Genomic DNA, 25,722 nt, shown 5'->3' with positions numbered 1-25,722 from the left:
TGATTATCGGGGGAATAAAGATGAATATCAGGCCAGAAGAAAGAACGGATTTTAAAGAAGTTGAATATCTAATAAGGGAGGCTTTCTGGAATGTATACCGTCCGGGCTGCCATGAACACTACATAGTACATAATCTTAGATTTGACTCATCCTTTGTCAGACAACTTGATTATGTGCTGGAAGTGGATGATAAAATAATAGGTCACATAGCATATTCTAAAAATGAGTTGATTGCGGATGATGACAATAGCATTGAAGTTGTAACACTTGGACCGGTCGCCATTGATCCGGATTACCAGAAAAAAGGCTATGGCAGTAAGATAATACGCTACACCCTTGATAAGGCCAAGGAGTTGGGCATCAAATATCTATTTGTAATTGGTGATGAAAACTATTATCAAAGATTTGGATTTGAAGATGCATCAAAATACAATATCAAATTCAATGATATTGAAGAAGACACGCCATTTTTCATGATTAACGTATTTGATGATAAATCCATAAACTTTGAAAATGCAAAGTACATTGATAATCCAATATTTAAGGTGGATGAAGAAAAGTTGGACAATTTCGATGAGAACTTCCCGCCAAAAACAAAAGAAGTAAGGGATAATCATTTAAAAATCTAAAAATTACATGAAAAACAGGTAGTATGTTAAAATAAAGAAACATTCAATTATAAATTTTTCATTATCAAGATTCAAACTAACTATCTCATCGCTTTTTGATTTACTATAATATATTAATACTATCTCCAATATCAAATATGCTATTGACAGTACTGTCAAATATGGAAGTATAACAGTTAAAATACTCAAGTTAACGTGATACATGCTGTTTATGTCATTAACATACAATACGATAAAAAATAGTATTAATAGTATTATAAACCATAATTTTTTAAGAAACAAAAACTTCTCATTTTTAATAATATCATTATATCCCATGGCTGTAATCCCCAAGTATTATATTTATATCTATCAATCTTAACTAAAATACCTATCATAATCATAAATTATTTTAATCTTTGTCAATAAAGATTATTAATAATAGAGGTTATGTTATGAATAAGAAAAATACGTTATTGCTATTGGTGATAATGATAGTGTCCTCAACTACTGTAATGGCTACGGATACTGATGGATACACATATGATGATAAGGAATTTACCAATATGACGGCATTATATGAAAACAACATTACCATGGCTACAAACTTCAACAATACAACAATCGAAGAGCTATTGAAAAACAATCGAAATGACACAAATGACAGTCAGCTATGGGATAAATCAAGGCCAATATACTTTGCAATGGATCATGCCAATGCCGATGATGAAAAGATAAGAGATACCATTGTAAACAAACTAAGAAAAAATGGATTCAACGTGGTTAAAGCTGAAATTGGACCTAATGAAATGAGCCAGAACACCCATGAGCTATATGAGAATAATATAACAAATGCAGTTGTATTTCACCTATTCAATGGTGTGGATCCATCCACAATAAGGGAACTGGCATCCGATGGTGATGATAATATGGGCAAAATTGTACGCAGTAACGGTAATGATGTGGTACTGGCATGGTTTTATGACTCGGCAGATCCGGTTAGTGCTGAAGGCAGTGCATATGAATATGTACCTGGCAGTGAAACAGGTCCCGGCCTTGATAATCCTGGCCAATACATGATTGACAATGACATTGTCGGTATATGTACCAGTAGCGATATGGGAAATCACAATGAAAGTGCCGATTACACGGGTGAAAAAACAGCCGAGGAATTCATGAAACTATTTAAGGATTAAAAATTAACCCCAAAACACTCTTTTTTTATAATATTTTTTTTATTATAACTTATAAATTGAATAATCAATATATTATAATATATAATAAAATATTCAAGTTGAATTAAGATGAATCAGAAGAAGATTAATATATTTCTTGTAATATTAATATTGATTCTAATTAGCTTAAATGCTATTTCAGCTAGCAATGATACTGAATTTAATGCTAATGACTTAGCAATGTCCGATATTTTGCAATCTGGTAATTCAATCAGTGACATTTCTGATGTTCAAAAGGGTGTTAATTATAATAGTAATACTGACAATGGTATTGATACGGATGCTAATAAAATAATTGATAAGGATATTTCAAGCAATATAACAAAGAAAGATAAGAATATTAAAACAGAATCTAAGACGATTAAAGTAAATAATTATGGTGAGTTACACGCGGCTTTAACGGATGATAGCTATTCCAACTTAACAATAGAATTACAGGGAGATAAAAAATACACCATAACCGAGAGAATAGATATTGATTATAATATACGAACTTTAAATATAAATGCAAATAACAGGATAATTGACGGCGTTCATAAATATTCATTCATTAAAACACAGAATGAATTCTCCAGGATAAACATATCCAATATTCAAGTTATCAATTGTAATGACAGTTTAGGTGCTGTAATATATAACAGGGCCTTTTTAACCATTGTAAACTCATCATTTATCAACAATACGGCGACTGAAGGTGGGGTAATATATAATTATAAGAGTTTAACTATTGACAATTGTACGTTTGAAAACAATAATGGTGGAAGTCGTGGGGGGTTATATCCAGTCACAGGACATTAAGGATAACAAATTCACGGTTAAAAAACAGCACAGCCACTAACGGAGGTTCATTATATCTGTATGGTAATACGAATACCACCATAGAAAACAACACCATAACCGGCAGCAGTGCAAATTTTGCAGGCAGCATATTTAACTATGGAACAGGTAATCTGTCGGTAGTTAATAATAATATCACATGCTCTACGGCTCGAATATATGGAGGGGTACTGTTAAATCACGGAGCATCAATTTGTAATATATCCCGAAATAACATATCCAACAGCAGGGCACAATGGGGAGCGGTGGTTGTATCACTAGCTGATGTTAACATAACTGAAAACAACTTCCATAATAATACCGCCGACTATGGTGGAGTAATATTTAATTGGGCACAAATTAATTTAAAAGACAACAACTTCACAGAAAATAATGCAGGTATAGGTGGATGTATATATAACAGTGCTGAATGTACAATTGAAGTCATGAATAACAACTTCGACAACAACACCGCAGATGACGGTGCGGTCATATACAACTCCGGTGAATGCATATTCAACAACAATAACGTAACATCAAATAGGGTAACGGCTAATGATGCATATGTAATCAAATCAGATGAGGATTTGATAAATGATGACGCTGAACATAAGATGGAAATAAGAAACAACAAGTTCATAAACAATACTGACTATAAACGTGACATGCTGATATTCAACAATGCCACAACAAAAATATCCAATAACACATACAATGGCAATTACCTGGACTTAAACATCAGCAGTCTGGAAAACTTATCTTATGTCGATGAAGTTAACACTATATTAAATGTCAAAGCAAGTGACAGATACAATACAACAGTAAACACAGGTAATGTATTATTGAACGTTAACGGTAAAGATTATAAGTTTTCCATAAAAAACAATGCTTCAAACATACAACTGAACTCAGCCCAGCTGCTTAATGAAAACAAGATAAAAATATCATATAATGATAATGATAAAAGTTTCAATTCACAAGTAAAAACATGCAACGTATCTGTATACAAGAATACGATGATATCAATCAAGACGGATAAAACAGTTAAGTATAGGGATATATTGAAGATCAATGTCAATGTAACTGATTTGGATAAGAAAATTGTTGATAAGGGTTATGTGATATATAAAATCAATGGAATAACATTAACTGATGCTAACGGATTGATAAAATCCAATATAAGAAATAAAACGGTAACATTGGACTATCAGTTGCCGAAGAATTTCAACATAAAAGACTATACATTGGAAGTTATCTATAGCGGTAATCCGAATAACTATAACGTAAGTAGAAACTCCACGAAGTTTACCATAGTCAAAACATCATCTGTCCTGACAGTTTCATGTGATAAAAAAACTGCTAAAATGGATGAAAAGGTCAAGTTTACCGCACGAATAAATTCAGATTACAAAATCAATGAGGGAGTCATGATCTTTAAGGTCAATGGTGTAACTCTAAAGGACAAGAACAATAAGGCAATTGTCGTTAATGTCACTGACAATACTGCTACAGTAACATTTACAATCCCTGATGGTTGGAGTGCTAAGCCGGTTAAGGTAACAGCAGTATATTCCAATAAGAACTTTGACAGACTGGAAAACGATACATATTTCAACATTACAAAGACAACACCTAAATTTAACATTTCAAGCGTTAAGTTAACAACAAATAGCTTACGTGTTAAAGGTAAGTTGGTGGATAGTTACGGTCATTATGTATCCGGTGTCAATACGATTGTTATAAAAATCAATTCGCTCACCCTTAAAAACGAAAACAACAAGCCACAAGTATTTGTAGTTTCTAATGGAGTTATAGATATTGACTATACGTTACTGTTTACTCTTAAAAAGAACGAGTATAAACTGGAATTTGTAACCGGACAACGTAATGCTTATACTGACAGTCGTTTAACCGTGAATGTAAAAAATTATTAAATCCCCTCTTTTATTTTTTAAAATTTTTTAAAAATTATTTAGCTATTTTTATGGCTATAGGGCTTCTTGTTTCGTATTTTACGTATTTTAAAAATTATTTATTTTTTGCTATTTTTTTCTCATTTTTTTCTAAAAATCACTTTTATTACTAATTACACTTATTTTTATTAAAAATGGGGGTAGTTATCATGACCCCCTACATATTACTTATCATAACCCCCTTGTTTTCCCAGTGAAAATGTTGTGATTTATTTTCAAAAACATCATAAATTATTATGTCTCAGCGGTGTTATTATTAATTATATTTAAAAAAATGAGTACTTATCATGACCCCCCACACAATACTTATCAATACCCCATGGATTACTTATCATTACCCCCTGGATTACTTATCAATATCCCCCAATACTTCTCACGAGCCCTTCAAATCCCTTTATATTAAAAAGGATACATAAGAAGTAGTAGGAAACATGACTTAATATATCGACTATGTTAATAAGGTGATTAAATGTTTAACATAAAATATTAAAAGAAGGTACCACGTTTAGAACATAAAAAAAACTAATAAACAATAACGAAACACTATCAGATTAAAATCCATTAACGGTATTTGCCTTGGTTTCAATACCGACCATACGCTGATATCAAGGGAAATATTCATGATGAAATAATCAATTTAAACTAGGTGATAAAGATGGAGTTCACTAACAGAATAATTAAAATCAGCATAAAAGAAAATATCAAGAATAAGACAAAAGAAAACAATGTATCCTTATTCAGAGTTAACGATAAAAATTCTATAAAAGAATACTATAACATATACTAAACCCAATACAACACACTTTTTCTATCTTAACTCTTTTTTTTATCCGAATCAACTTTGGCATGTTTGAATACACACTCTTTTTAATCAAATTCAAAAATGCAGATATCCATATCAATTTCCAATACCAAATATATTCAATTTTAAAAAGATATTAAAAACTTTAAACATAATATAAATATCTATAAAGAATGTGGTTTGAATGTCAAAGTGTGACAATTGTGGATTTGAGAATGATGAGGATGCATGTATCTGCAAAAGATGTCATTATATGATAAGGCAATCTCATGAAAATGATGCCGATTATATAAATACTCCAGATAATGATGATAGCATGTATATCGGATATGATAATCCGGTTGAAAAAAGAGAAGATATCCCAAAAAACACATATGCCTATGATGAGGGATATTATCTGTTGGATAATGTACAAAGTGTCTTTGAAGAGGATAACTTGAATAATCAATCAAAAAAGAGTGTTCTGTTGGGATGCTTATTATCCTTCTTTATTACTGGAATTGGCAATGTCTATGCAGGTTTGACCAAAAGGGGGATAGTGGAATTTATCCTTTCATTAGTCATAAATTCGTTTATACCCATTACTCCTGATTTCCTGGTGGACTTTAACTCATACATCCTCTACATGGCATTGATATGGGAGATATATGTAATATATGATACCTACAGGTGCATTAAGGCAATCAATACCAATCGGGAAATCCCATTTTTCCTGGGCTTTATCAATCTTAAATAATCACGTCACCAAATTCGGGGTATTTTTCCAGAAACTCACATACTTCATCTTCAAGGTGTTTAAACCAGTCTTGGTGCGTCATATCTCTTGAAAAATGTTTCAATTCCACTACTTTTCGTGCTTTTTTCTTTTCATCTATTGTCTTTTTTACATCATCATTTATCTGTGGCAATTGAATGTCCTTTAATATTTTTCCGTCATATGCCAATTCAACATCATCAAACAATGTTGGTGTCAGGTTACCGTCTGTGTAGGTTTTTATCAGCATATCCTCATAATTATCTGCTATATATGTATAGTTCAATTTGATGTTTATGTATTCATTATCGGTATTTGTCATTTCTTCCAGTCTTTCATAATTCCATTTGCTCATTTTTAATACCTCTATGATTATACTCTGTATTTTATAATTTTAATAATTTAAGAAATTAGTCATGCCTAAATTTATTAACCAGCAATGACATATTATTAATTAGGTATGGAAAAATCTCAAAAAAATATTCAATTATCTGGCTTTAATTTAAAAATTAAGGACAAATAGTTGAATATGGGATTATTTTTATTTTAACCTAAATTATTTTTAAGTTTACATAAAAATTTATTACATATACCTAAAAAGAAACATATTTATATAGTATAATAAACTTATTTGATATTATAGAATGAAATAAATATTCTAATAAAAAATAATTGAATCAAATTAACATTAATATGGTGATAAATATGGTATTTAATAACGACTCAGAAAGTAACATAACAGGTAGAATAACAGGTTTCTTAGGAAGAACAGAAGTAAAATACTTCATTGGTGGAATGGTAGCTGCTTACGCTATCAAAAAAATCTCAGAAACGGATGCTGCACATGACTTTGCAGTTAACGCTACAGCAGGATTGATAGATCTTAAAGATACAATTGAGGAATCAATTGAAAACATCAAAGAAGATGCTGAAGATATCCATGCTGAAGCTCAGGAAAAACAGCAAATTGAAGTATTCGGTCCTGAAGACTTAATAGATGAAGATGAATTAGACGAAGAATATGATGTAGAATTCGTAAAAGATTAATTTTATAATATATTTCTTTATATTTTTTTTTAAAAAAAAAGATGGAATTAAAAAAATGAAATTTAAAATAGTTTATGATAATAACTTGGATACATTGCGTGTTCGTCTAGGAAAAAATGTCATTTCCAAGGAACAAAGCTATGGTTTAAGCCAATTTTTATCAAAAAAGGATAATATCCAAACTGTTAAAGTTTCATCTATAAATGGTAGTATATACATTAAATATACTGGTAATAAAAAATGCATACTTAAAACATTAGCTGATATAACTCGTAGAGATATTAAAGAAGCAGAACCTACAAATGATGAACTGGTTAATGAAACAAACAACAGATACATCAATAAGATTCTTAGAAAAATAGCTACCAGGTACTTCTTCAAATTCTTCATGCCGTTACCAATTCGTGTAGTAAGAATTTTATATGAAGCAGCCCCTTATTTGGCTAGTGGATTGGATAGCTTAAGACATTTAAGATTAGATGTTGATTTATTGGATGCATCATCAATATTTGTTACATTAACGCAGGGTATGTATGGACCGGCAGGTTCTATTGTATTCCTCTTAGGATTATCCGAAATATTAGAAGAATACACAATAGAAAAGACAAAACATTCACTTGAAAAAAGTTTAATGCTAAACATTAACAAGGTATGGGTTGAAACAGAAACTGGTGAAGAAATACAAATACCATTTACAGATTTAAAAGAAAACGATCATGTAATTGTACGTACCGGTACTATCATTCCAGCTGATGGAACCATAATCAAGGGAATGGCTGAAATAAATGAAGCTACAATGACCGGTGAATCTTTAGCAGTTAATAAAAAAGAAGGAAATGCAGTATTTGCAGGTACGATTGTTGAAGACGGTAATATAACAATCAATGTCGATGCATTAAATGAAGATACCAGAATCAATCAAATCATAGATTTAATTGAATCATCCGAAGAGGTAAAGGCAGGTGTACAAAGTAAGGCCGAATCATTGGCTGACTCAATTGTACCATGGAACTTCGGAGTAACGGCACTTACTTATCTTTTAACAAGGGATCCTATTAAGGCAACCGCTGCATTGACTGTGGATTATTCATGTGCCATTAAGTTGGCTACGCCGGTTACGGTAATATCAACTATGCGTGAAGCATCTGAACGGGAAATTGTAGTTAAAGGTGGAAGATATCTTGAAGCATTTGCAACTGCTGACACGATAATCTTCGATAAGACAGGTACCTTGACCAAGTCTTCACCTCATGTGGCCAAATACGTATCATTAGGCCAATTATCTGATGATGAGGTATTACGTCAGGCAGCATGTCTTGAAGAACACTTCCCTCACAGTGTAGCTACTGCTATTGTGAATAAGGCTAAAGAATTAAACCTTACACACACTGAAGAGTTACACTCAGAAGTAGAATATATTGTAGCTCATGGTATTGCAACAACATTATTCGGTAAACGTACTGTTCTAGGTAGCAGACACTTTGTAATTGAAGATGAAGGAGTTACCATATCTGATGAGCACAAACAGTTAATCCAGGAAAGTATGGATAAATACTCCGTAATCTACTTTGCAATAGACGGTAACCTTGAAGGTATCATATGTATTGATGACCCTCCAAGAGAGGAAGCTAAGGATGTTCTCAAAGAACTTAAATCATTAGGTATCAAAGATATCATCATGCTTACAGGAGATTCCGAAAATGCGGCCAAGACCATTGCAAATGAATTGGGTATTGATCACTACAGGTCACAGGTTCTTCCTGAAGATAAGGCCAGTGTGGTAGAGGAAATCAAGGCATCAGGTAAGAAGGTTATCATGGTTGGAGATGGAATCAATGATTCACCTGCATTATCTGCCGCTGACGTATCGGTTGCCATGAAGGATTCATCCGACTTGGCAAGAGAGGTTGCCGATATCACATTACTTAGACCTACTTTGGAAGATTTGGTAACTATCAGGTTATTAAGTCAGAGAATGTTGGATTTAATAAACAGAAACTATCGGTATATTGTTGTTCTTAACACTCTATTCATGGCGTTAGGTATAATAGGTATTATTCCTCCATCCTTAACATCCGTATTGCATAACGGTAGTACGATGTTGCTTAGTTATGATAGTTCATCCAGTAAGAACTACATTGATATTCCTAAAGTGGATTCATCCTAATTTCCTTTTTTTCTTTATTTTTTTGATATTTAATTGTTCTATTTTCATTTGACCTTTTCTATTTTCTGTTTTATAGTTTAATAAAACCACTCATAAGTAATACATTTATATTAATTATTATTATTTGCATAATCATCCATATATAAAAATTTTGTTTTAATAGCTTTAAATATATTTTTATGTATCATTTATCAAATTTAATTGAAAATAAAAATTTATATAGAAGTATTAATAATATATTTAATTGTAGGTTAATTAATTAAAAAAATATTTTACCTGCATTTTTTTATTAAAATATTTTAGGAGATGAAAATATGGAAAAAAGTGATAAAAATATGGACCCAATATTCAAACAAATAGATAAAATGGACAATAAAGAATCTATAGAATATATTTACATGGATGATATTAAAGATAATCTTATAAACCTGGATAAAGTATTTGATGACAGTTTTCTAATAACCAGAAATACCGAGAACGAGTTAGTAATGATGGACAATAACAGTAACACGGATGAAAAAACTCTTCTATCATTTATCCCCGAAGTTGATTTAATGATAATAGACGATAAAATCAAACTACCTACCGATATCCTGGAACAAATGATTTCAAAACATACCATAATTCTAAAAATATTTAACAAGATATACTATGTAGAAGATCAATTGAAAAATGAAGTATACATCACAACGGAAAATGAATCATTAAAAATCATGGATAATGGGATATACACAAAAATTACCCAAGATAGCATTTAGACTTTTTAAAAAAAATTATTTATATTTAAATGAATATATCTATTTATAGATTTATATGAATTTAGAATTTGACTATTTAACATCTATATCGATTGGATTATTTGTAGCTAGTCTAATCCTATTAGTATGTAGATTCATAGGCTATCCAATAACAGGTACGATAATAGCAGTATTATTCTCCTCAATGATAGCAGCATTCATATACAATCCATCAAAAAAACGTTCTGTTAATCATAAGACATTACGTGCCATAGCAGCAAGCATACTGTTTACAATATTCTTTGGCGTAATGTTCTTATTCTATTACATTCCAAAGTTCAATTCAATCCTAACTACCGGAGACATGGCAACCAGCCTATCAATACTATTGATGGTTACAATAATACTATTCGGCGGTTTGATACTTGGAAGCATTGGTGGAAGTATAGGATCTACATTTAGGGACATATTCTCTGTAATAAAAAAGGAAAACACAGATAAATAATCCAACCACCTATTTTTTTATATTTTTTATTTTTAAAATAATCATAACCTATCCTCCAGATTCAATAAAAAATACAATTAATATCCTGTTTTTTCATAACTTTAACGAATTTTCACAAAACCGTGCTAATATTATTCATACATTCCTTAAATATTAAATGGAAAAAATATTAAAATTTATATATATATAAGTTAATATAGAATATTAGTGTATAATAATGGGATTTTTGCACATGAATACTTTTACAATAAATAAGATAAAACCGGCCGAACTAAAAACTATCGGTCATTATACCGGTTATGTTTCAATAGTGCTGGGTTTATTGATGATAATTCCTATTATATGTGCCTACATATATAATGATCCGGACATATATTTCCATTCATTCATATTATCTGCCATCATTAATATAGCGGTAGGTCTAGTTTTATATGTCTTTTTCAATACAAAAAGCATTACAAATCTATCACTCAAGGGATCATTAATATTTGTTATGAGCATTTGGGGTTTTACCTCCCTGTTTGCATCACTGCCATATTTCATATCAGGCGACTTATCATTTATTGACGCATTTTTTGAAGGCATGAGCGGTATTACAACTACAGGCTTTTCGATGTATGACGTATACACCTTCCCATATTCAATATCTATATGGAGATGTCTAATACAATGGTTTGGCGGTTTGGGAATCATATTCCTGCTCTTGGTTATAGTGCCATCATCCGTAAGCCTTAAACGACTGTACTTTGCAGAGGGTAAAACAGAACAGATGACGCCAAACATCAAACATACATCCACAATATTTATCAAGGTATATCTAATATTAACCGCACTTGCAATAAGCATGTACATACTTGGAGGATTGGATATCTTCGATTCCATATGCTACTCATTTGTAGGTATAGCTACCGGCGGTTATTCGATTCATCCCGAACACATAAACAACTTCACAAATCCAGTAATCCAACTAATCACGATCGTGGTAATGATAATGGGTGCTACAAACTTCATAGTACACTATAGAATTATGAAGGGAAACTGGAGAAAGCTACACAAGGATGTTGAAATAAGGGCAATGTTTGCCATTATCATAATAGCAACGGCACTCATATTCATAAGTCTATACATCAACGGTTTATATGGTCAGGATGCCATACTGATATTCAGACACTCACTATTCCAGGTAGTGTCAATTCTGACGTCCACCGGATTTCTGTCAACCGACATAAATATATGGACACCATTTAGCTATTACATACTTGTACTGTTGATGCTATGTGGAGGAGCCGTATGTTCCACTGCAGGTGGAATAAAGATATATAATGTAGTGGTCATGTTCAAGGCGATATGGTGGGAAACACAGCAGATGTTTCTACCGACAAATACGGTTATAAAAAGAAAAATATATCATGACCAGAAAAAACGTGAAATATCAAAGGATACCATAAGAACAATACTTGTATACATAATAGCATATGTACTATTATTTATAGTAAGTACGCTGATAGTCTTGATGTTCTGTAAGAATTTGGAGATATCATTTACTATAGTGGCCGCATCAATTGGAAATACCGGTGTAGGACCGTCATTCATATCACCATCACTTCCGTTGGTGGTAAAAATAGTACTGATTATAGATTTCTGGGCGGGCAGGATTGGCGTATGGCCATTGTTACTTTCAATCGTATACATGTTTTACATGCTACAAAGTAAAGTGGAAAGTAAAAATGAATAATAACTATTCATTAAACTTCTTTTTTTTTTTAAAAAATCTTATCGATAATGCTGGTAATGGCCAGCGTATCATTATCACTTTTGCCAAGTCTACGCATACTCTTGGCTGCTGCCTCGACTGGCGTATCATTATTTTCCATCATAAACTGGCTGATGTATGTTATAAACATCCTGAATTCCATCTTGTTTTTGAAGGTTTTTCTAAGAATTCTGTCAACTTCCTTCTCATCGGCACCGCTTGCCAGTTCCACATCATCATTTTTTGACTTGTTGTTTAAAACGTCATTAATCGTATCCAAATCAAAATATTTAAGCAATTCATCCAGAAATGCCTTGTTCATACGTTTACGATTATCCTGATGTTTTCTTAACTTCTTGTCCGTTTGAATTCTTTCCAGAAATCCATCATAAAACACTTCAACTTCCGGTTCGGTCTTGAATAATTTGGGAACCAACTCCAAGAGTTCACTGTCAACATTCAATCCCACAAATTCCTCATCATCATCTTCCTGTTCCATTCTAATAACTTCTTCGGGTTTCATAATCATTCCTCTTTATCATCCATTTTATCTATTAAGATATCCATCTTATCATTCAATAGGCTAATGTCATCTTCCAATTTATTAACCTTAACTGATAAGTCATCCATTTGACTTTCTATTCCGTCAACCTCTTCTTTAATTTTTCTAAAAGTTTCATCTTCATTCTTTTCCATATAAATTGAAGACATGGCAGCGGTAAATACACTAACAAACATTATTCCCATAATAATTGTAAATATGCCAATGATTTTTCCGGTTATGCTAATGGGTGTTATATCTCCATAGCCAACACTGGATATTGTTGCAATATTATACCAGAAACTGTTGAATAATGTTGTAACTGATGGATCAACTTGATATAATATTATTGATGTCATTAACAAATAGCATATCAATAATAATGATATAACCTTAAGCAATCTATGATGTACAAAATATTTAAATGAACCGGTATAATTTTCTCTCACACTGCCAATTTTAAATATGTTGAGAATTTGAACTAATTTGAATGTTCCATATGCTGAAAAGAATCTGAGATATATGTAATTAAATGGTATTAATGCCAGTATATCCATCTTATGTTGATAGATAAATGGAAGTAACTGCTCTTTGGATGTAAAATATTCATAAATTAAATTCATGAATAATAAAAAACAGACAACTATGTCATAATTTATGAAAAAAGACGTGTTATAACTATTTGCCGGATTAAACAGTACAATACCAATAAATAGAAAATCAATTATTACCATTAATAATAAAATGAAATTCTTGAATTCTATTATTACTAATTTATCGTTTTCTGATAGTCTGTCCAACATTTAATACATCCCCTATCTGTTCATATCTTACTCTTTATTGCCGATAGTTATAACACATTTTGTCCGGATAACTTATTTGTCCTTGTTTGATAGCTGTCTTTTGATATTTTCAACACTTCCATATGAATCCAGGAGCTTGCACATGGCATCATCACTCAGATTATCCAGTATAAACTCGATGTCATCCTCACTGATGACATATTTGTTCTCATGGGCCTGTCCCTTGTAGATTATCTGTGCATCCCTAATGGCATAGACCGTGTTAAGGTCTACTTCAATCCAATATTCACTGCTTAAGGCCAATGTGGATACGATGATGTAATCATCCTTTTCAAGATAATACAGAGACTTTTCACAGTTGCTGTGAAGGAATGTCATTTGGCCATTGGATAATATCAGATTAAGCTTGTTGTCCCGGGACAATCGACAGATGACGTCATTTATCAATTCACATAAGGCGTCATCGTCCAGTTTTTCATATTTTTCGTTCTCATTTACACAGTCTACCATGTGATGGAGTATTCTTTCGGAGTCGGTATTTCCCATTTGAATATCCTCATACTTATCCAGTGCTGGATAGTTGAATATTGTTCCATTATGAATAAGAGTCCATCGTCTATTGTTGTTATCGGTCAACTTGAACGGATGACAGTTACATACAGTCATATCACCTATAGTTGCAAGTCTGATATGTGCCAATAGATTATTGGTGATTATCCTATTGGATAAAATGTCATTTAATAATGTACTTTCACTTGCCTTCACGGCCTCTTTATGAAAAACCGTATTGTCCTTTTTAAGATATGATAAACCCCAACCGTTTGGATGTTTATCGCAGTGGCTATAAAAGACTTTCAAATAATCGGTTATATCAACATCACAACTAGCATTCAATGCAAACAATTCACACATAGCATCAATTTCCTCTATCAGTTACTTTTTTAACAAATTCCTTAATGGCTTTGACGTCATCTTTATTTGGTCTGTCAGCATTCATTCCTACAAATGCACCCGGAGCGTGAAACTCTTTTTCATCAAGTTTGATATCATGCACATGACATAAATTGGATATTTGTCCATATGATGACTGCATGGTACCGGACGTTCCGAATGATATGATTTTCTTAACATCTACATTCAAGTTGTCAAAGAATTTAATGACGGCAGGATCAATACTTGAACCGTAGATGCTGGTACCCAGAAACAGGACATCAACATTCTCATCTAAAGGTACTGATAAATCATTTGACTCGACATTCAGCACTTCGGATATTGCATCTGCAGAATTTTTGTATTGCCAGTCTTTGTATAGTATCGTATAGCATATTTCATTATAATAACTCTTTAATTTTTTCTCTGACAATGTTCAAATCCTTTGTTGGCTCAAATCTTTCAACAACTTCTCCATCCCTGTCAACAAGGAATTTCGTGAAGTTCCACTTGATGTCGCCGTTGTTTTCATAGTCGGCATCTATCTTGGCAACAACATCCTTTATTATTTCGGTGAGTTCATGATCTTCATCGAATCCTTCAAATGTCTTCTCACGTTTTAGGTATGTGTATAGCGGATTTTCATTTTCACCGTTTACGTCTATCTTGTCGAAGATTGGATATTCCACGAGGAAGTTTATCCTGCAGGCTTCCTTGATTTCGGTAGCTGTACCGGGTGCCTGCTTTCCAAATTGGTTGCATGGAAAGTCAAGTATTACAAATCCGTCATCCTTGAATTCATTGTAAATTTCGGTCAGTTGGTTATATTGTGGGGTAAATCCACATTCGGTTGCTGAGTTTACTATTAACAGTACTTTATCTTTATATTCGCTTAATGATACAGTGTTGCCATCTGCATCCTTAACTTCAAAATCATAAATGCTCATTTCTTAACCTCGATATTCTATATATTTAAATTGATTTTTAAAATATTAAAGCATTATCATTTAATTCTCTGGAAAAAAGAAATATGTGAAAATGGGGGGAGGTGAGTATAATCCGAACAATTAATGCCGTGGACTTATCCACAATAATAAATGAATTTATCCTTTATTATTATTTATGTTAATGAATAACTATAACTTTTAATTGTTGATTTATATCATTAAAATAAACTTACATGTCAAAGTTAATTATTCCTATCTAATGATATACATGTGGTAAATATTTTTTAAGTATTTTAACCATTTTTGTTCATGTCATCCACATGATTTTTTACATATGCAAAGAGTATCAGGCTATAATAACTCTTTGACAGCAGCCTTAACCTCATCCAAGTCTTCAGTTGGTTCAAAGCGTCTAACGACATTTCCGTCACGGTCAACCAAAAACTTGGTGAAATTCCATTTGATGTCATTGTTGTTCTTGTAATTCCAGTCAGTTGCCTTGACAACCAACTTAAGCTTACCAGCACCCTTACCTGTAATTTCAGTAAACGGTTGTTGCTGTTTCAGATATGTATATAACGGATCTTCGTTTTCACCGTTAACGTCTATCTTATCAAAGATAGGATATTCCACCATGAACTTTAACCTGCAGGTCTCCTTGATTTCAGTTGACGTACCGGGTGCCTGCTTTCCAAATTGGTTACATGGAAAGTCAAGTATTACAAATCCGTCATCCTTGAATTCATTGTAAATATCTGTCAGTTGGTTATATTGTGGGGTAAATCCACATTTGGTTGCTGAGTTTACTATTAACAGTACCTTATCCTTATATTCACTTAATGATACAGTGTTGCCATCTGCATCCTTAACTTCAAAATCATAAATTGTCATAATTATCACTTCAATAATTTTATACTATTATATTATCATATAAATATACTTTTTTTATACTTATGACTTGAATAATTAAACAATAACTACTTTAACAATTCATCTATAACAAGTTCAACATCATCATTCAATGGAATGTACCTGTCAAGAAAAATGCTCTTCAATCCCATTTCATCCAAATCTTCAACCGTCAACAACTTATAGTTATACTTGAGCTTAACCATCAGCTCCAGGTGGTCCTTGTTGATACGGGCCAATGTCCATTTATCGTTATTGAAAGCCATTTCCTCAAACGGAAATCTTATGATTGACGGAGTGTTAAATCCAACGCCAAACTCCAATAGCAATGTATTCTCATTTTTAACGCTATTAAGATAATTCACATATGCATCCTTTTGTGCATGCCAATATTCATCCTCTACAAAATAGTTATCCTTGCGAAGATTGGTATCCATAGGACCACCGCATACGGGACACTTAGGAACCAGCTCTGATGCTATCCTCAAATCATCATCAATGCTGTCAATCATCTCTTTGACAAGTTGAGTGTTGTCATAAAGCTTATCATGACATGCCTTCTGACATTGAATATACCTGTAGCTTCCTTGCATCCTGAAAATACGGGCACTATCGAAGGATGCCTTGTAAAACTGATCATCGACATTGGTGGTAATAACAAAGTAGTTCTTGTCCTTTACCAATTCATGAATCTTTTCATAAAGAGGGGTTGCAGACATGCCAACATTATTCAGGTATATGTGCTTTGACCAGTATGCCCATTTTTCCTCCTCGGTCTCAAAGGGATAAAAGCCTGAGGTGTACATGTCGGTAAAGTCATACTTTTTAATAAAGTCCCTGAAGTTATCCTCAAATCTCCTCCCACTATATTCTATGCCGCTTGCAGTTGAAAGACCTGCACCTGCACCTATTAGGATATTATCTGTATTGTCAAATACCTCCTTCAATCTACCTATATTCTCTGATGTATCTTTCATATATCATCACGTCCTCCTGGTCAAATACGTCAAATACTATCCTGTCAAAGTCATCATAATGTTTATCAAGGTAATCATCAACACATTTCAGGACACTTCTACATGCATCCGTTTTAGGATATCCAAACTCACCCGTTGAGATAGAGCAGAATGCCAAGTTTTTTATGTCATGCTTTCTAGATAACTCCAGTGAGTTAACATAGCAGTCGCATAACAGTTTTTCATCATCATCGGTAACATTAGTCGAGATAATCGGGCCAACCGTATGTATCACATAATCTGATGGCAGGTTATAAGCCCCGGTGATAAATGCCTTACCCGTATCCAAATGATAGTTGATTGTTTTCATATATTCATTACATTCTAGTCTTAATCTTATACCCGCATATGTGTTAATTTGATTGTCTATGCATTTATGCAGTGGCATGAAACATCCCAATCCCTGTGAATTGGCGGCATTAACTATAGCATCAATTTCCAGTGTAGTAATGTCTCCCCTCCATAGGGCCATTTTATCCGAATTTCTAATCTTCGTATCTGGATAGGTTTCATCCAACGTTTGTATGTCATCCATTTTTGTAACGCCTTTTGTTGAAAGCAGATACTGCAGGTATTCATCTTCACTTTCAAGATACTTGTCGCTTATCTTGTTTGCAGGTCTTACGTTTACAAGTGCATGGTATAGTCTTTGTTTTTCAAGTGTCGTTGACGGATGGGATTCCACATTAATTCGCGTATTCTCATCCGCCAGGTATTTTATCAGGTAATCCAGTTTTTCCATGTTAATTTCCCCATAATCAGCAATATAATTAACTATCCTAATTTTTACAACTTTCGGATATGTATATTTATTTTAAACATACTAATTAACATTTTAAGTAACCGATTAGTAACTAAAAAAATATAAATGTAAAAAGAGTGTGTGGGAGTTTATAGTAAGGTTAACCAGTTTTGTATGACTTCATCGTTTTTATCCACTACGCTTCGGACTTTATCAAAGTACTCTCCACTATTTAACCATTCATCATTCTTTCTTTTCTCCAGACAGTCAAAGTCCTTATCATCCACCTTACGTGCCAGGCTCATGTTGTCGAAGTTACTTTCATCATCCCCATCGGAGTCATCATCCGTTTGCTGGGCCAATCCAACAACCGCACATAAATCCAAGTCATATATCAATGATACCTTGCTTAGTCCATTGGTCTTTTCAATATCATAATCCTCAAGGTAACATCCCTTATCAACCTCATCCTGTGACAGCATCGGAATCATGAATGCCATTCGTGATATGACTATCCTGTCGTCAAATACCCTTGCCAGTTTATGATTTATAAGTGATTCGATTACATACCTGTTGGGTGACTGTATGATGATATTGCTGTCAAAAAGCATCGTTGCCTCATCAAGTTCCTCCTCAAGTAAGCTGTTTCCCCTGAACTCCGGCAGGATGTAGATGTGCTGCATGACCAGCGATTGCTCGTCGATACTGCTTGAACGATATGCTGAAAATCCCACCACCTCATTGTCATATACTATTTCCTTAAAGAAGAAGCATGTCTCATCATCAGATATGTAATAGTCCTCATCATTGATGGCCCGGTAAATGTATACGTAGTTGTCCTTGATCGACTTTTTTATCGGTATGGTATGGATATTCTCATCCTCATCCATGTGGTATTTAAACAATTCGCCTAAACCGTCAGGCCTTTTAATTCTTTTATTTGGATTAACCATAAATATTTCTCCTAAAAAAATTTACCTCTTTCAAATAGCTATCTAATGTTCTACTAATATATTTATTATTTAAGTTATTTATTTTATTTGGCCTTATAAGTAGTCAAAAAGTGGCGGGGATTAATCGTTCAATTTGTTTGACTGATTTTCTCTTTGATTATTCGTACAACATCATTCTTTGTATCATCACTAAATCTATGTTCCTCCTTGGGATATATTATCAGTCGGGAATTTGGATAGGCCCGGTCGGCCTCCATTGCATATCTTACGGGTACGCGTTCATCCTTCTTTCCATGGAATATGTAAACGTCTTTATTAAAGTCCTTGATGTCATCGTATAGGTTTATTTTTCTGGCACTTTCCATGTACTTGCTTCCCAAGTGTTCAGGCATAAGGTTAAGAACATTTTTCTCTCGTCTTACAACCTCATTCATATCATCGGGTATGACATATGCAGGTGCAAACAGGAATAATCCACCGATTTGGCCTTCAACGTCAACTGCCACAAGACTTGATACCAGTGCTCCCTGACTGTGGCCTGCCAGGTATATTCTATTGTTGTCTATGCATTCTAATCTTTTTACGTAATCAAGTACCTTTATCAGGTCTTCCTTTTCACCGTCAATTGTCATGTCACTTATTTTGCCACCGCTTTTTGAACCGTAGCCGCCACCACGAAAATCATATATGAATGCTATGATATCCTCTTTTTGCAGTTTTTCTGCATATGGCTTCATGAACGTATGATTCAATGACAATCCATGGGATAATATTACCAGAGGATACTTATTGTCTTTCATGTTATCAGGCAGGTATAATAATCCATATATCAAATCTTCATTGTTACCTATTCTTACTTGCTCAATCATTTGCTTATCCTTCATTTGTTATTACATATAGGTTTATACCGATGTTGTTAAATAATCTTTTCTTCAAATGTGCAAATCAAATTCCATTTAATTTCTTGACTATTCTTAAATAATGCTTTAAAAATGGCTTCTTATATTTATATACTCGTAAAACATATTTTTATTTGTAAAAAAAATCTAATCGGTAGATATTATGAATTTCGAATTTGATTATACAGAAAAAAGAGTAATACTAACAGTATTCTTCTGTGTAGCTTTTATTATAGCTAATTTGACAACGGTTAAAATCATGGAAATACCCTACGTACATATGGAGGCTCCTGCAGGAGTACTTATATATCCACTGGTATATGTTTTAACCAACGTCATTGCAGAAGTATATGGTGAAAAAATAGCACAAAAAACAATTATGTTAGGACTTGCAGCTGATATATTATTTGTTGCAATGACAGTTTTACAGATATTCCTGCCGTCACCATCATATTATACGGGTGACTCCAGCTTGGCATTTGTATTTACACAAACCCCTAGAATATTGATCTTTGCTTATATCAGTTATCTTATCGGTAATCTGACCAATGCAAGATTAACGACAATAGTCAACAGGGGCAAATCATATCTTAGGGTGAAAAATTGGTTGGTTGTAGCATTCAGTGAACTTGTAGATGATACGATAATGGTTGTCGGATGTTATTTCGGACTTGTCCCATGGTTTGACATGATAATTATCATATTCAGTACATTTATTATAAGCGTGATATGGATAAGTGTTGCTCAACCGTTTATAGCCATGCTGGTTGACTGGACAAGCAAGGATGCACCAAGTCATATAACTGCATAATTAACTTGGTAAAACTTTTTTTCTTTTATCCATTTTTTTTATTTTTAAAATGAAAATGGGGAGGTTATGTTATTTGTGTGGTGTTTACACAATAGTTTATCTTTCCATTGTTTTCTTTGATGGTCAATCGTTTTTGGCTTACCAAGTGAGTTAATATGTTTTTTATTTGTTGTTTTGTTATTGATACTGGACTATCGAAGTATATTATATTTATGATGTCCTCTTCTTTGATGTTTTTATAGTTTTTTACATAATTATATATTATTTCTTCATTAATCATACAATCACCCATGTGCTTAATGATTTTTTAAAGTTAATACTACTTTATATAATATTATTATTTAATAAGTATTTATAAGTATTTATTACTTTTTCTTAAAATAAGGTCGTATCTTAATACTTTTTCTATCAAAGCTTTTAAAATCAGTATTTTTATAAACAAAGTCTTCAATCAATAAACAATGTGAAATTGAATCGTCAGCATAAAATATATATTTAATGAGCTTAAAAATAAATGTAATATATTCTGATAAATTACGATAATAAGCGAATTATTTTATAGTGGGATATGATGACTGATTCACAATAGGTAATCAAGAAATATAATTTTTAAAAAATTAGTTAATAAAAGGGTTAATCTAGAAATTAAATATAATTATTTAAATCTAGATAAAAGATGTGTTTAGAAATGTTTTAATGCTAATTCTACATCATCTGGTTGAATAGTTTTACGATCTGCGTGTTTTGCTAAATCGATTGCTGCTTCAGCTAATTTGGCTGTGTAAGCTTCTACTGCTTCAACAAATTTTTCTTCTGCATCTTTACTAATTCTTTCTGCACCTGCATTTTTTACAATTCTTGTAATTGGTGCTTTTGGTATTTCTGTCATTTTTTATCAACTCCTTAATATTAATATTAAACTTCTATTATATAAAGATTCGCTTTATTTTAATGGAATTTTTAAAAAAATCTATTAAAATTCTTATTTTTTTAATATAAAGATGTGTAATTATTTTTAAAAATTTTAAAATTTTTTATATAATGTTCTGTTAATATTAACAATTCATATTATTATTTTTAAAAAATATTAAATAATAATATATAATGTATATATTAATATTTAAATATATATACTTTTTGTATATTTTTAATAAAAATAACAAAAAAAATAACACAAACCAGGCAAAAAAATAAGTTCAAAAACAAGATAAAAAAAACCCGACAACAAGGGTGTACGACAATTATTTTACTATGAGAGAGACTTGGCCAAAAGTATTTTAAAACAAAAAAAAGTATTACTCATATAAGTCAAGAAGAAAAAAAAACTTCCATAAACATATATTTTATAATACACCCATTTTTTCATTTTAAAGCAAGTAAACAATAAACAGTACAACCTTTCTTTCTTTTATTATAAAAGATTTAAAACCCAGAAATAATCATACTGCATGGAATACTCTCTTTTGCCTTTGTTCAAATCAAATAACGACAAACATATGATAATAACAATAATGGACAATAAGGGATAAACATTTTTTTTATACCGCACCTATTATATATCTGGATGTCTTGGTTATAATTTGATTTTATACGGAGTAGTCTGGACCCACTTACACAATAGCTCAAAATTGAACCTATGCTTACATTTTCGTATAATATTGGCTGCAGCGTTTACATCTGCGTTAATAATTTTTCCATTTTGTGTTTCGTATAATCCACGTTGGACTCTATTGCCCTTAAATTCATATTTAACTTTATCTTCCTTCTTTTTATCCTTCTTTTTTTTATCCCCCTTGTTTTCAGCGTCTTTTTTTTCTTGGTATTTTGGGAGTATGTCTTCATCTAGGAAGCTGCTTTGGCTTGTGTATGATTCTTCCTGTATTATCAGGTCTATTTCGTGTATTTGGCATCGTGTTTCTAGTTTTTGTTTGAATTGTTTGAATGCTATGTGTGAAAATATTTGGTTTTGTTTTTTTCCTATATTGGTCTTGTGCTGGAAATTATTGTTGTATCCAAGCACAATTGTACCTATATCTTGTTGTTTGCATTTTTTTATGATGAAGTTTACTGTTTGGTTGAGGAAGTTGTCTTGTATGTTTTTGAATTTTTGGTTTATTTTTTGGATTCTATTGGATGTTTTACGTCCTTGTTTATTAAGTATTGATTGGTAGTGTGCTGTTTTCTTACATTTTGAAGTATATTTGATTTTTTAATTTTCTCCCGTCCACAATTGCACGTGAGGCCCTTCGGTTGTAATAATTGTTGCAAAATTATTTACACCAGGATTAATACCCATAATTTTATCCTTATCCAAATCCAATGGCTCTTTTTCAGCTTCATAAGTGAAATTTGCCTTAAACATCTTTCCATTATTTATAGGAATGATTTCCACTTGAATAATCTTTTTATCTCGTATATTCTCAGGAATTTTTATTCTAGGTCTACAATTCTTTGATTCCAACACTTTCTTATACTCCCTACTTAAGGGTAATTCTATAAAACCCTCTCTTAGCTTCTTTTTAGAAGAAGTAATAGATTCTTTCGGAATTATAATGTTATGTAGTCGATAATTCTCATGTTTTTTAGGCGGATTAACCTTTCGATTGTATTTACCATCAATTTTTTTATTTTTCAACTCAATATATTCATTGAATGATTCAACATGCTTTTTTATAGCAGCATTAGCTAAATGAGCCTGAACAAAAGAATATTCCATCTTAAATTCCTCTTTGACCTTGCTAATTATTGATTTAAAATTTATTTTCTTAAAATGCTTTCTGTCAGTAGATTTAACAAATGGCGTCTTTTCCACCGCACAATTTCTCAAAGAGTTAAGTTTCAAGGAAATATCCACCAAAACATTATATTGTTTCTTAGTAAGACCACGAATAAGAACACTTTGAGTTAATAAAACACAATCATCAGACATAATACTTATCTTAGTTCACCTCCTTTATAATCACTGAATAAACATAATCACATAATATCTAACAAAATGTTCCCCAATAAACATTCATAACAGTCCCCCATTATAAAGACATAACATATTACATGATTATATTATTATATTATTCATAGATACTATATAAATAAAATGAGAGCATATGATAAGTATTCAAAGGGGAGTCATGATAAGTATTAATAATATAATTATTTTAAATTTTAACTAAAACAGATACTAATAAATTAGTAAGTGTATAAAAGTATTACTCAAGAGTGAAAAAACATAATTTATGCCAACACTCATGAGAATAAAAATAATTTTCTATTATATATTAAACATAATATCAAGTTATATTTGATAATTATGAACATAATAATAAGAAAATCCTAGCTAAAAAAACATCTAAACAGAATTATTGTCCCATTCTCTATAATATATGTTTAAAGCTATTGCAACTATATTTTGTGAAGGTAATTGTGTAAATCAATTTAAAAATAGAATTAAGTAATGATTGTTCATTACTTTACTAAAAAAATAATAAAGGTAGGTTAGTATTTAGAATTAAAATTCTAATTTTGATATACGGTCCATTGCTTCAACGGTTTTTTCATAGGTGTTGAATGCTGTTAATCGGATGTATCCTTCACCGCTAGGACCGAAACCTGCACCTGGTGTACTTACTACATTGGCTTCATCCAGCAGTATGTCAAAGAATGTCCATGAGTCAATGTTTTCAGGTGTTTTAAACCAGATGTAAGGTGAATCGATTCCACCGTATACTTCAAGGCCTATTGATTCGAGGCTTTCTCTGATTACCGCTGCATTTTTCATGTAGTAGTCAAGGTTTTCCTGGATTTCCTTTCTACCTTCTGGGGTGTATATTGCCTGTGCCGCCCTTTGAACTGGGTATGATACACCGTTGAATTTTGTGGATTGTCTTCTGTTCCATAATGGATTTAGCTGCACGTCTTCACCCGCTTCATTTTTCACGTAAACTTCTTCAGGTACAACACAGTAACCACAGCGTGTACCTGTAAAACCGGCTACTTTGGAATAACTTCTGAATTCTATTGCCACTTCTTTGGCTCCTTCAATCTCATAGATTGAATGTGGAACATTATCTGTTGAAATGAATGCTTCGTAAGCCGCATCAAATAGTATGAGTGCATCGTTTTCTTTTGCATAGTCCACCCATACCTTTAACTGGTCTTTGGTTAATGTTGTACCTGTAGGGTTATTTGGGAAGCATAAGTAGATGATATCTACGTCTTCCTCAGGTAAGGCCGGTACGAAGTTGTTTTCTGAGGTACATGGAAGATATACTATATTTTCATAGAATCCGTCATCGCCTATTTTTCCGCTGCGGCCTGCCATTACGTTACTGTCAACGTATACAGGATATACCGGATCTGTTACTGCTATTATGTTGTCCTGTGAGAATAATTCCTGGAAGTTACCTGTATCACATTTTGCTCCGTCGCTTATGAATACTTCACTGTTTTTAAGTTCAACTCCCAGTGGGTTAAAGTCATTTTTTATAACGTCTTCAATTAAAAAGTCATATCCCTGTTCAGGACCGTAACCTCTGAAGGTATCGGCTTGGCCCATTTCATCTACTGCATCATGGAATGCCTTGATGACTGTCTTTGTCAGTGGTCTTGTCACGTCCCCTATACCCATTTTTATTAAATCGGCATCAGGATTTTCTTCCTGATATTTTTCTACTCTTCTTGCTATTTCTACAAATAAGTAATTGTTTTGTATGTTGCTGTAATATTCATTTACATTTACTGCCATGTTTTCACATCCATATTTTTATATATTTTCTTA

Annotated in this window: 29 protein-coding genes; 12 read left to right on the top strand and 17 right to left on the bottom strand. The window is 32.2% G+C overall.

All coding sequences use genetic code 11. The annotated features are described in order from the left end of the window. The first annotated feature begins 20 nt into the window (after positions 1–20). Positions 21–629, top strand: a complete 609-nt coding sequence (locus AW729_RS02965) for a GNAT family N-acetyltransferase (RefSeq protein ID WP_112123697.1) — start codon at positions 21–23, stop codon at positions 627–629. 3 nt (positions 630–632) lie between these two features. Here the strand turns inward: AW729_RS02965 and AW729_RS02960 are convergent, their stop codons facing one another. Further along, positions 633–947: a hypothetical protein gene (locus AW729_RS02960; protein ID WP_112123696.1), complete on the bottom strand. Its 315-nt coding sequence runs from the start codon at positions 945–947 to the stop codon at positions 633–635. Between the two features lie 116 nt (positions 948–1,063). Between AW729_RS02960 and AW729_RS02955 the strand changes: the two genes are divergently transcribed. The 5 genes from AW729_RS02955 to AW729_RS02940 all read left to right on the top strand — a co-directional run bounded on the left by AW729_RS02955 (position 1,064) and on the right by AW729_RS02940 (position 6,170). Continuing rightward, a complete protein-coding gene (locus AW729_RS02955; RefSeq protein ID WP_112123695.1) occupies positions 1,064–1,804 on the top strand; it encodes a hypothetical protein in 741 nt (246 codons plus the stop codon). 108 nt (positions 1,805–1,912) lie between these two features. Beyond that, a complete protein-coding gene (locus tag AW729_RS02950) occupies positions 1,913–2,641 on the top strand; it encodes a hypothetical protein (protein WP_112123694.1) in 729 nt (242 codons plus the stop codon). Next, positions 2,620–4,593: a right-handed parallel beta-helix repeat-containing protein gene (locus AW729_RS02945; RefSeq protein ID WP_112123693.1), complete on the top strand. Its 1,974-nt coding sequence runs from the start codon at positions 2,620–2,622 to the stop codon at positions 4,591–4,593. The genes AW729_RS02950 and AW729_RS02945 overlap by 22 nt, the downstream gene beginning before the upstream one ends. 694 nt (positions 4,594–5,287) lie before the next feature. After that, positions 5,288–5,419, top strand: a complete 132-nt coding sequence (locus AW729_RS11640) for a hypothetical protein (RefSeq protein ID WP_257791410.1) — start codon at positions 5,288–5,290, stop codon at positions 5,417–5,419. Between the two features lie 199 nt (positions 5,420–5,618). Further along, positions 5,619–6,170 carry a hypothetical protein gene (locus AW729_RS02940; RefSeq protein WP_112123692.1) on the top strand — a complete coding sequence of 184 codons (552 nt, stop codon included), beginning with the start codon at positions 5,619–5,621 and terminating at the stop codon, positions 6,168–6,170. Here the strand turns inward: AW729_RS02940 and AW729_RS02935 are convergent. After that, positions 6,163–6,543 (bottom strand): hypothetical protein, encoded by a 381-nt coding sequence (locus tag AW729_RS02935; protein WP_112123691.1) that lies wholly within the window; start codon positions 6,541–6,543, stop codon positions 6,163–6,165. The two genes, AW729_RS02940 and AW729_RS02935, sit on opposite strands and share 8 nt — an antisense overlap. 350 nt (positions 6,544–6,893) lie before the next feature. Here AW729_RS02935 and AW729_RS02930 point away from each other — a divergent pair, with 350 nt between their 5' ends. From AW729_RS02930 to AW729_RS02910, 5 genes are all read left to right on the top strand, one after another. Beyond that, the gene (locus tag AW729_RS02930) at positions 6,894–7,235 is read left to right on the top strand and encodes a hypothetical protein (RefSeq protein WP_112123690.1); all 342 of its coding nucleotides are present in this window, start codon (positions 6,894–6,896) and stop codon (positions 7,233–7,235) included. 55 nt (positions 7,236–7,290) lie between these two features. After that, positions 7,291–9,402: a heavy metal translocating P-type ATPase gene (locus AW729_RS02925; RefSeq protein ID WP_112123689.1), complete on the top strand. Its 2,112-nt coding sequence runs from the start codon at positions 7,291–7,293 to the stop codon at positions 9,400–9,402. 314 nt (positions 9,403–9,716) lie between these two features. After that, a complete protein-coding gene (locus AW729_RS02920) occupies positions 9,717–10,160 on the top strand; it encodes a hypothetical protein (protein WP_112123688.1) in 444 nt (147 codons plus the stop codon). Between the two features lie 55 nt (positions 10,161–10,215). Continuing rightward, positions 10,216–10,644: a DUF5518 domain-containing protein gene (locus AW729_RS02915; RefSeq protein WP_112123687.1), complete on the top strand. Its 429-nt coding sequence runs from the start codon at positions 10,216–10,218 to the stop codon at positions 10,642–10,644. Positions 10,645–10,876: 232 nt separating this feature from the next. Continuing rightward, a complete protein-coding gene (locus tag AW729_RS02910; protein ID WP_162685751.1) occupies positions 10,877–12,379 on the top strand; it encodes a TrkH family potassium uptake protein in 1,503 nt (500 codons plus the stop codon). 28 nt (positions 12,380–12,407) lie between these two features. Here the strand turns inward: AW729_RS02910 and AW729_RS02905 are convergent, their stop codons facing one another. The 10 genes from AW729_RS02905 to AW729_RS02860 all read right to left on the bottom strand — a co-directional run bounded on the left by AW729_RS02905 (position 12,408) and on the right by AW729_RS02860 (position 20,107). Beyond that, positions 12,408–12,920 carry a hypothetical protein gene (locus tag AW729_RS02905; protein WP_112123685.1) on the bottom strand — a complete coding sequence of 171 codons (513 nt, stop codon included), beginning with the start codon at positions 12,918–12,920 and terminating at the stop codon, positions 12,408–12,410. 2 nt (positions 12,921–12,922) lie between these two features. Further along, on the bottom strand, positions 12,923–13,741 hold the full coding sequence (locus AW729_RS02900; protein WP_112123684.1) for a potassium channel family protein: 819 nt from the start codon (positions 13,739–13,741) through the stop codon (positions 12,923–12,925). Between the two features lie 72 nt (positions 13,742–13,813). Further along, positions 13,814–14,653, bottom strand: a complete 840-nt coding sequence (locus AW729_RS02895; protein ID WP_112123683.1) for a class II glutamine amidotransferase — start codon at positions 14,651–14,653, stop codon at positions 13,814–13,816. A 4-nt stretch (positions 14,654–14,657) separates the two neighbouring features. Beyond that, complete coding sequence (locus AW729_RS02890; protein ID WP_204355193.1) at positions 14,658–15,104, bottom strand: flavodoxin; 447 nt, start codon at positions 15,102–15,104, stop codon at positions 14,658–14,660. Then, on the bottom strand, positions 15,073–15,618 hold the full coding sequence (locus tag AW729_RS02885; protein ID WP_112123682.1) for a glutathione peroxidase: 546 nt from the start codon (positions 15,616–15,618) through the stop codon (positions 15,073–15,075). Before AW729_RS02885 ends, AW729_RS02890 begins: the two co-directional genes overlap by 32 nt. 351 nt (positions 15,619–15,969) lie before the next feature. Continuing rightward, on the bottom strand, positions 15,970–16,509 hold the full coding sequence (locus tag AW729_RS02880; RefSeq protein WP_112123681.1) for a glutathione peroxidase: 540 nt from the start codon (positions 16,507–16,509) through the stop codon (positions 15,970–15,972). A gap of 86 nt (positions 16,510–16,595) precedes the next feature. Next, complete coding sequence (locus AW729_RS02875; protein ID WP_112123680.1) at positions 16,596–17,504, bottom strand: Sir2 family NAD-dependent protein deacetylase; 909 nt, start codon at positions 17,502–17,504, stop codon at positions 16,596–16,598. Next, on the bottom strand, positions 17,476–18,285 hold the full coding sequence (locus AW729_RS02870; RefSeq protein WP_112123679.1) for a protein-ADP-ribose hydrolase: 810 nt from the start codon (positions 18,283–18,285) through the stop codon (positions 17,476–17,478). Before AW729_RS02870 ends, AW729_RS02875 begins: the two co-directional genes overlap by 29 nt. A gap of 149 nt (positions 18,286–18,434) precedes the next feature. Beyond that, entirely contained in the window at positions 18,435–19,238 is an 804-nt protein-coding gene (locus AW729_RS02865; protein ID WP_112123678.1) for a hypothetical protein, read from the bottom strand. 128 nt (positions 19,239–19,366) lie between these two features. Beyond that, positions 19,367–20,107 carry a S9 family peptidase gene (locus AW729_RS02860; RefSeq protein WP_162685750.1) on the bottom strand — a complete coding sequence of 247 codons (741 nt, stop codon included), beginning with the start codon at positions 20,105–20,107 and terminating at the stop codon, positions 19,367–19,369. A gap of 193 nt (positions 20,108–20,300) precedes the next feature. Here AW729_RS02860 and AW729_RS02855 point away from each other — a divergent pair, with 193 nt between their 5' ends. Then, positions 20,301–20,948 carry a queuosine precursor transporter gene (locus AW729_RS02855; protein ID WP_112123676.1) on the top strand — a complete coding sequence of 216 codons (648 nt, stop codon included), beginning with the start codon at positions 20,301–20,303 and terminating at the stop codon, positions 20,946–20,948. A 64-nt stretch (positions 20,949–21,012) separates the two neighbouring features. Here the strand turns inward: AW729_RS02855 and AW729_RS02850 are convergent, their stop codons facing one another. The 5 genes from AW729_RS02850 to AW729_RS02830 form a co-directional block, all read right to left on the bottom strand. After that, entirely contained in the window at positions 21,013–21,228 is a 216-nt protein-coding gene (locus AW729_RS02850) for a hypothetical protein (protein WP_112123675.1), read from the bottom strand. Between the two features lie 402 nt (positions 21,229–21,630). After that, positions 21,631–21,837 (bottom strand): histone family protein, encoded by a 207-nt coding sequence (locus AW729_RS02845; protein WP_112123674.1) that lies wholly within the window; start codon positions 21,835–21,837, stop codon positions 21,631–21,633. Between the two features lie 684 nt (positions 21,838–22,521). Beyond that, positions 22,522–23,154, bottom strand: coding sequence for an IS200/IS605 family accessory protein TnpB-related protein (locus tag AW729_RS02840; RefSeq protein WP_112123673.1), 633 nt, complete (start codon positions 23,152–23,154; stop codon positions 22,522–22,524). Between the two features lie 3 nt (positions 23,155–23,157). Continuing rightward, positions 23,158–23,877 (bottom strand): hypothetical protein, encoded by a 720-nt coding sequence (locus AW729_RS02835; RefSeq protein ID WP_112123672.1) that lies wholly within the window; start codon positions 23,875–23,877, stop codon positions 23,158–23,160. A 576-nt stretch (positions 23,878–24,453) separates the two neighbouring features. After that, the gene (locus AW729_RS02830; RefSeq protein WP_112123671.1) at positions 24,454–25,689 is read right to left on the bottom strand and encodes an LL-diaminopimelate aminotransferase; all 1,236 of its coding nucleotides are present in this window, start codon (positions 25,687–25,689) and stop codon (positions 24,454–24,456) included. Positions 25,690–25,722: the final 33 nt, after the last annotated feature.

Origin of the sequence: Methanosphaera sp. BMS (assembly GCF_003268005.1) — an archaeon.
Classification (GTDB): Archaea; Methanobacteriota; Methanobacteria; order Methanobacteriales; family Methanobacteriaceae; genus Methanosphaera.
This window is presented reverse-complemented; position numbering and strand designations above follow the sequence as displayed.

Coding starts and splice junctions, on each gene's coding strand:
- AW729_RS02955 (WP_112123695.1), top strand. CDS start 1,064: ATGAATAAGAAAAATACGTTATTGCTATTGGTGATAATGATAGTGTCC.
- AW729_RS02860 (WP_162685750.1), bottom strand. CDS start 20,107: ATGATTGAGCAAGTAAGAATAGGTAACAATGAAGATTTGATATATGGA.
- AW729_RS02925 (WP_112123689.1), top strand. CDS start 7,291: ATGAAATTTAAAATAGTTTATGATAATAACTTGGATACATTGCGTGTT.
- AW729_RS02845 (WP_112123674.1), bottom strand. CDS start 21,837: ATGACAGAAATACCAAAAGCACCAATTACAAGAATTGTAAAAAATGCA.
- AW729_RS02895 (WP_112123683.1), bottom strand. CDS start 14,653: ATGTGTGAATTGTTTGCATTGAATGCTAGTTGTGATGTTGATATAACC.
- AW729_RS02875 (WP_112123680.1), bottom strand. CDS start 17,504: ATGAAAGATACATCAGAGAATATAGGTAGATTGAAGGAGGTATTTGAC.
- AW729_RS02830 (WP_112123671.1), bottom strand. CDS start 25,689: ATGGCAGTAAATGTAAATGAATATTACAGCAACATACAAAACAATTAC.
- AW729_RS02965 (WP_112123697.1), top strand. CDS start 21: ATGAATATCAGGCCAGAAGAAAGAACGGATTTTAAAGAAGTTGAATAT.
- AW729_RS02930 (WP_112123690.1), top strand. CDS start 6,894: ATGGTATTTAATAACGACTCAGAAAGTAACATAACAGGTAGAATAACA.
- AW729_RS02870 (WP_112123679.1), bottom strand. CDS start 18,285: ATGGAAAAACTGGATTACCTGATAAAATACCTGGCGGATGAGAATACG.
- AW729_RS02910 (WP_162685751.1), top strand. CDS start 10,877: ATGAATACTTTTACAATAAATAAGATAAAACCGGCCGAACTAAAAACT.
- AW729_RS11640 (WP_257791410.1), top strand. CDS start 5,288: ATGGAGTTCACTAACAGAATAATTAAAATCAGCATAAAAGAAAATATC.
- AW729_RS02885 (WP_112123682.1), bottom strand. CDS start 15,618: ATGAGCATTTATGATTTTGAAGTTAAGGATGCAGATGGCAACACTGTA.
- AW729_RS02900 (WP_112123684.1), bottom strand. CDS start 13,741: ATGTTGGACAGACTATCAGAAAACGATAAATTAGTAATAATAGAATTC.
- AW729_RS02905 (WP_112123685.1), bottom strand. CDS start 12,920: ATGAAACCCGAAGAAGTTATTAGAATGGAACAGGAAGATGATGATGAG.
- AW729_RS02940 (WP_112123692.1), top strand. CDS start 5,619: ATGTCAAAGTGTGACAATTGTGGATTTGAGAATGATGAGGATGCATGT.
- AW729_RS02880 (WP_112123681.1), bottom strand. CDS start 16,509: ATGACAATTTATGATTTTGAAGTTAAGGATGCAGATGGCAACACTGTA.
- AW729_RS02950 (WP_112123694.1), top strand. CDS start 1,913: ATGAATCAGAAGAAGATTAATATATTTCTTGTAATATTAATATTGATT.
- AW729_RS02835 (WP_112123672.1), bottom strand. CDS start 23,877: ATGTCTGATGATTGTGTTTTATTAACTCAAAGTGTTCTTATTCGTGGT.
- AW729_RS02850 (WP_112123675.1), bottom strand. CDS start 21,228: ATGATTAATGAAGAAATAATATATAATTATGTAAAAAACTATAAAAAC.
- AW729_RS02920 (WP_112123688.1), top strand. CDS start 9,717: ATGGAAAAAAGTGATAAAAATATGGACCCAATATTCAAACAAATAGAT.
- AW729_RS02855 (WP_112123676.1), top strand. CDS start 20,301: ATGAATTTCGAATTTGATTATACAGAAAAAAGAGTAATACTAACAGTA.
- AW729_RS02960 (WP_112123696.1), bottom strand. CDS start 947: ATGGGATATAATGATATTATTAAAAATGAGAAGTTTTTGTTTCTTAAA.
- AW729_RS02865 (WP_112123678.1), bottom strand. CDS start 19,238: ATGGTTAATCCAAATAAAAGAATTAAAAGGCCTGACGGTTTAGGCGAA.
- AW729_RS02915 (WP_112123687.1), top strand. CDS start 10,216: ATGAATTTAGAATTTGACTATTTAACATCTATATCGATTGGATTATTT.
- AW729_RS02935 (WP_112123691.1), bottom strand. CDS start 6,543: ATGAGCAAATGGAATTATGAAAGACTGGAAGAAATGACAAATACCGAT.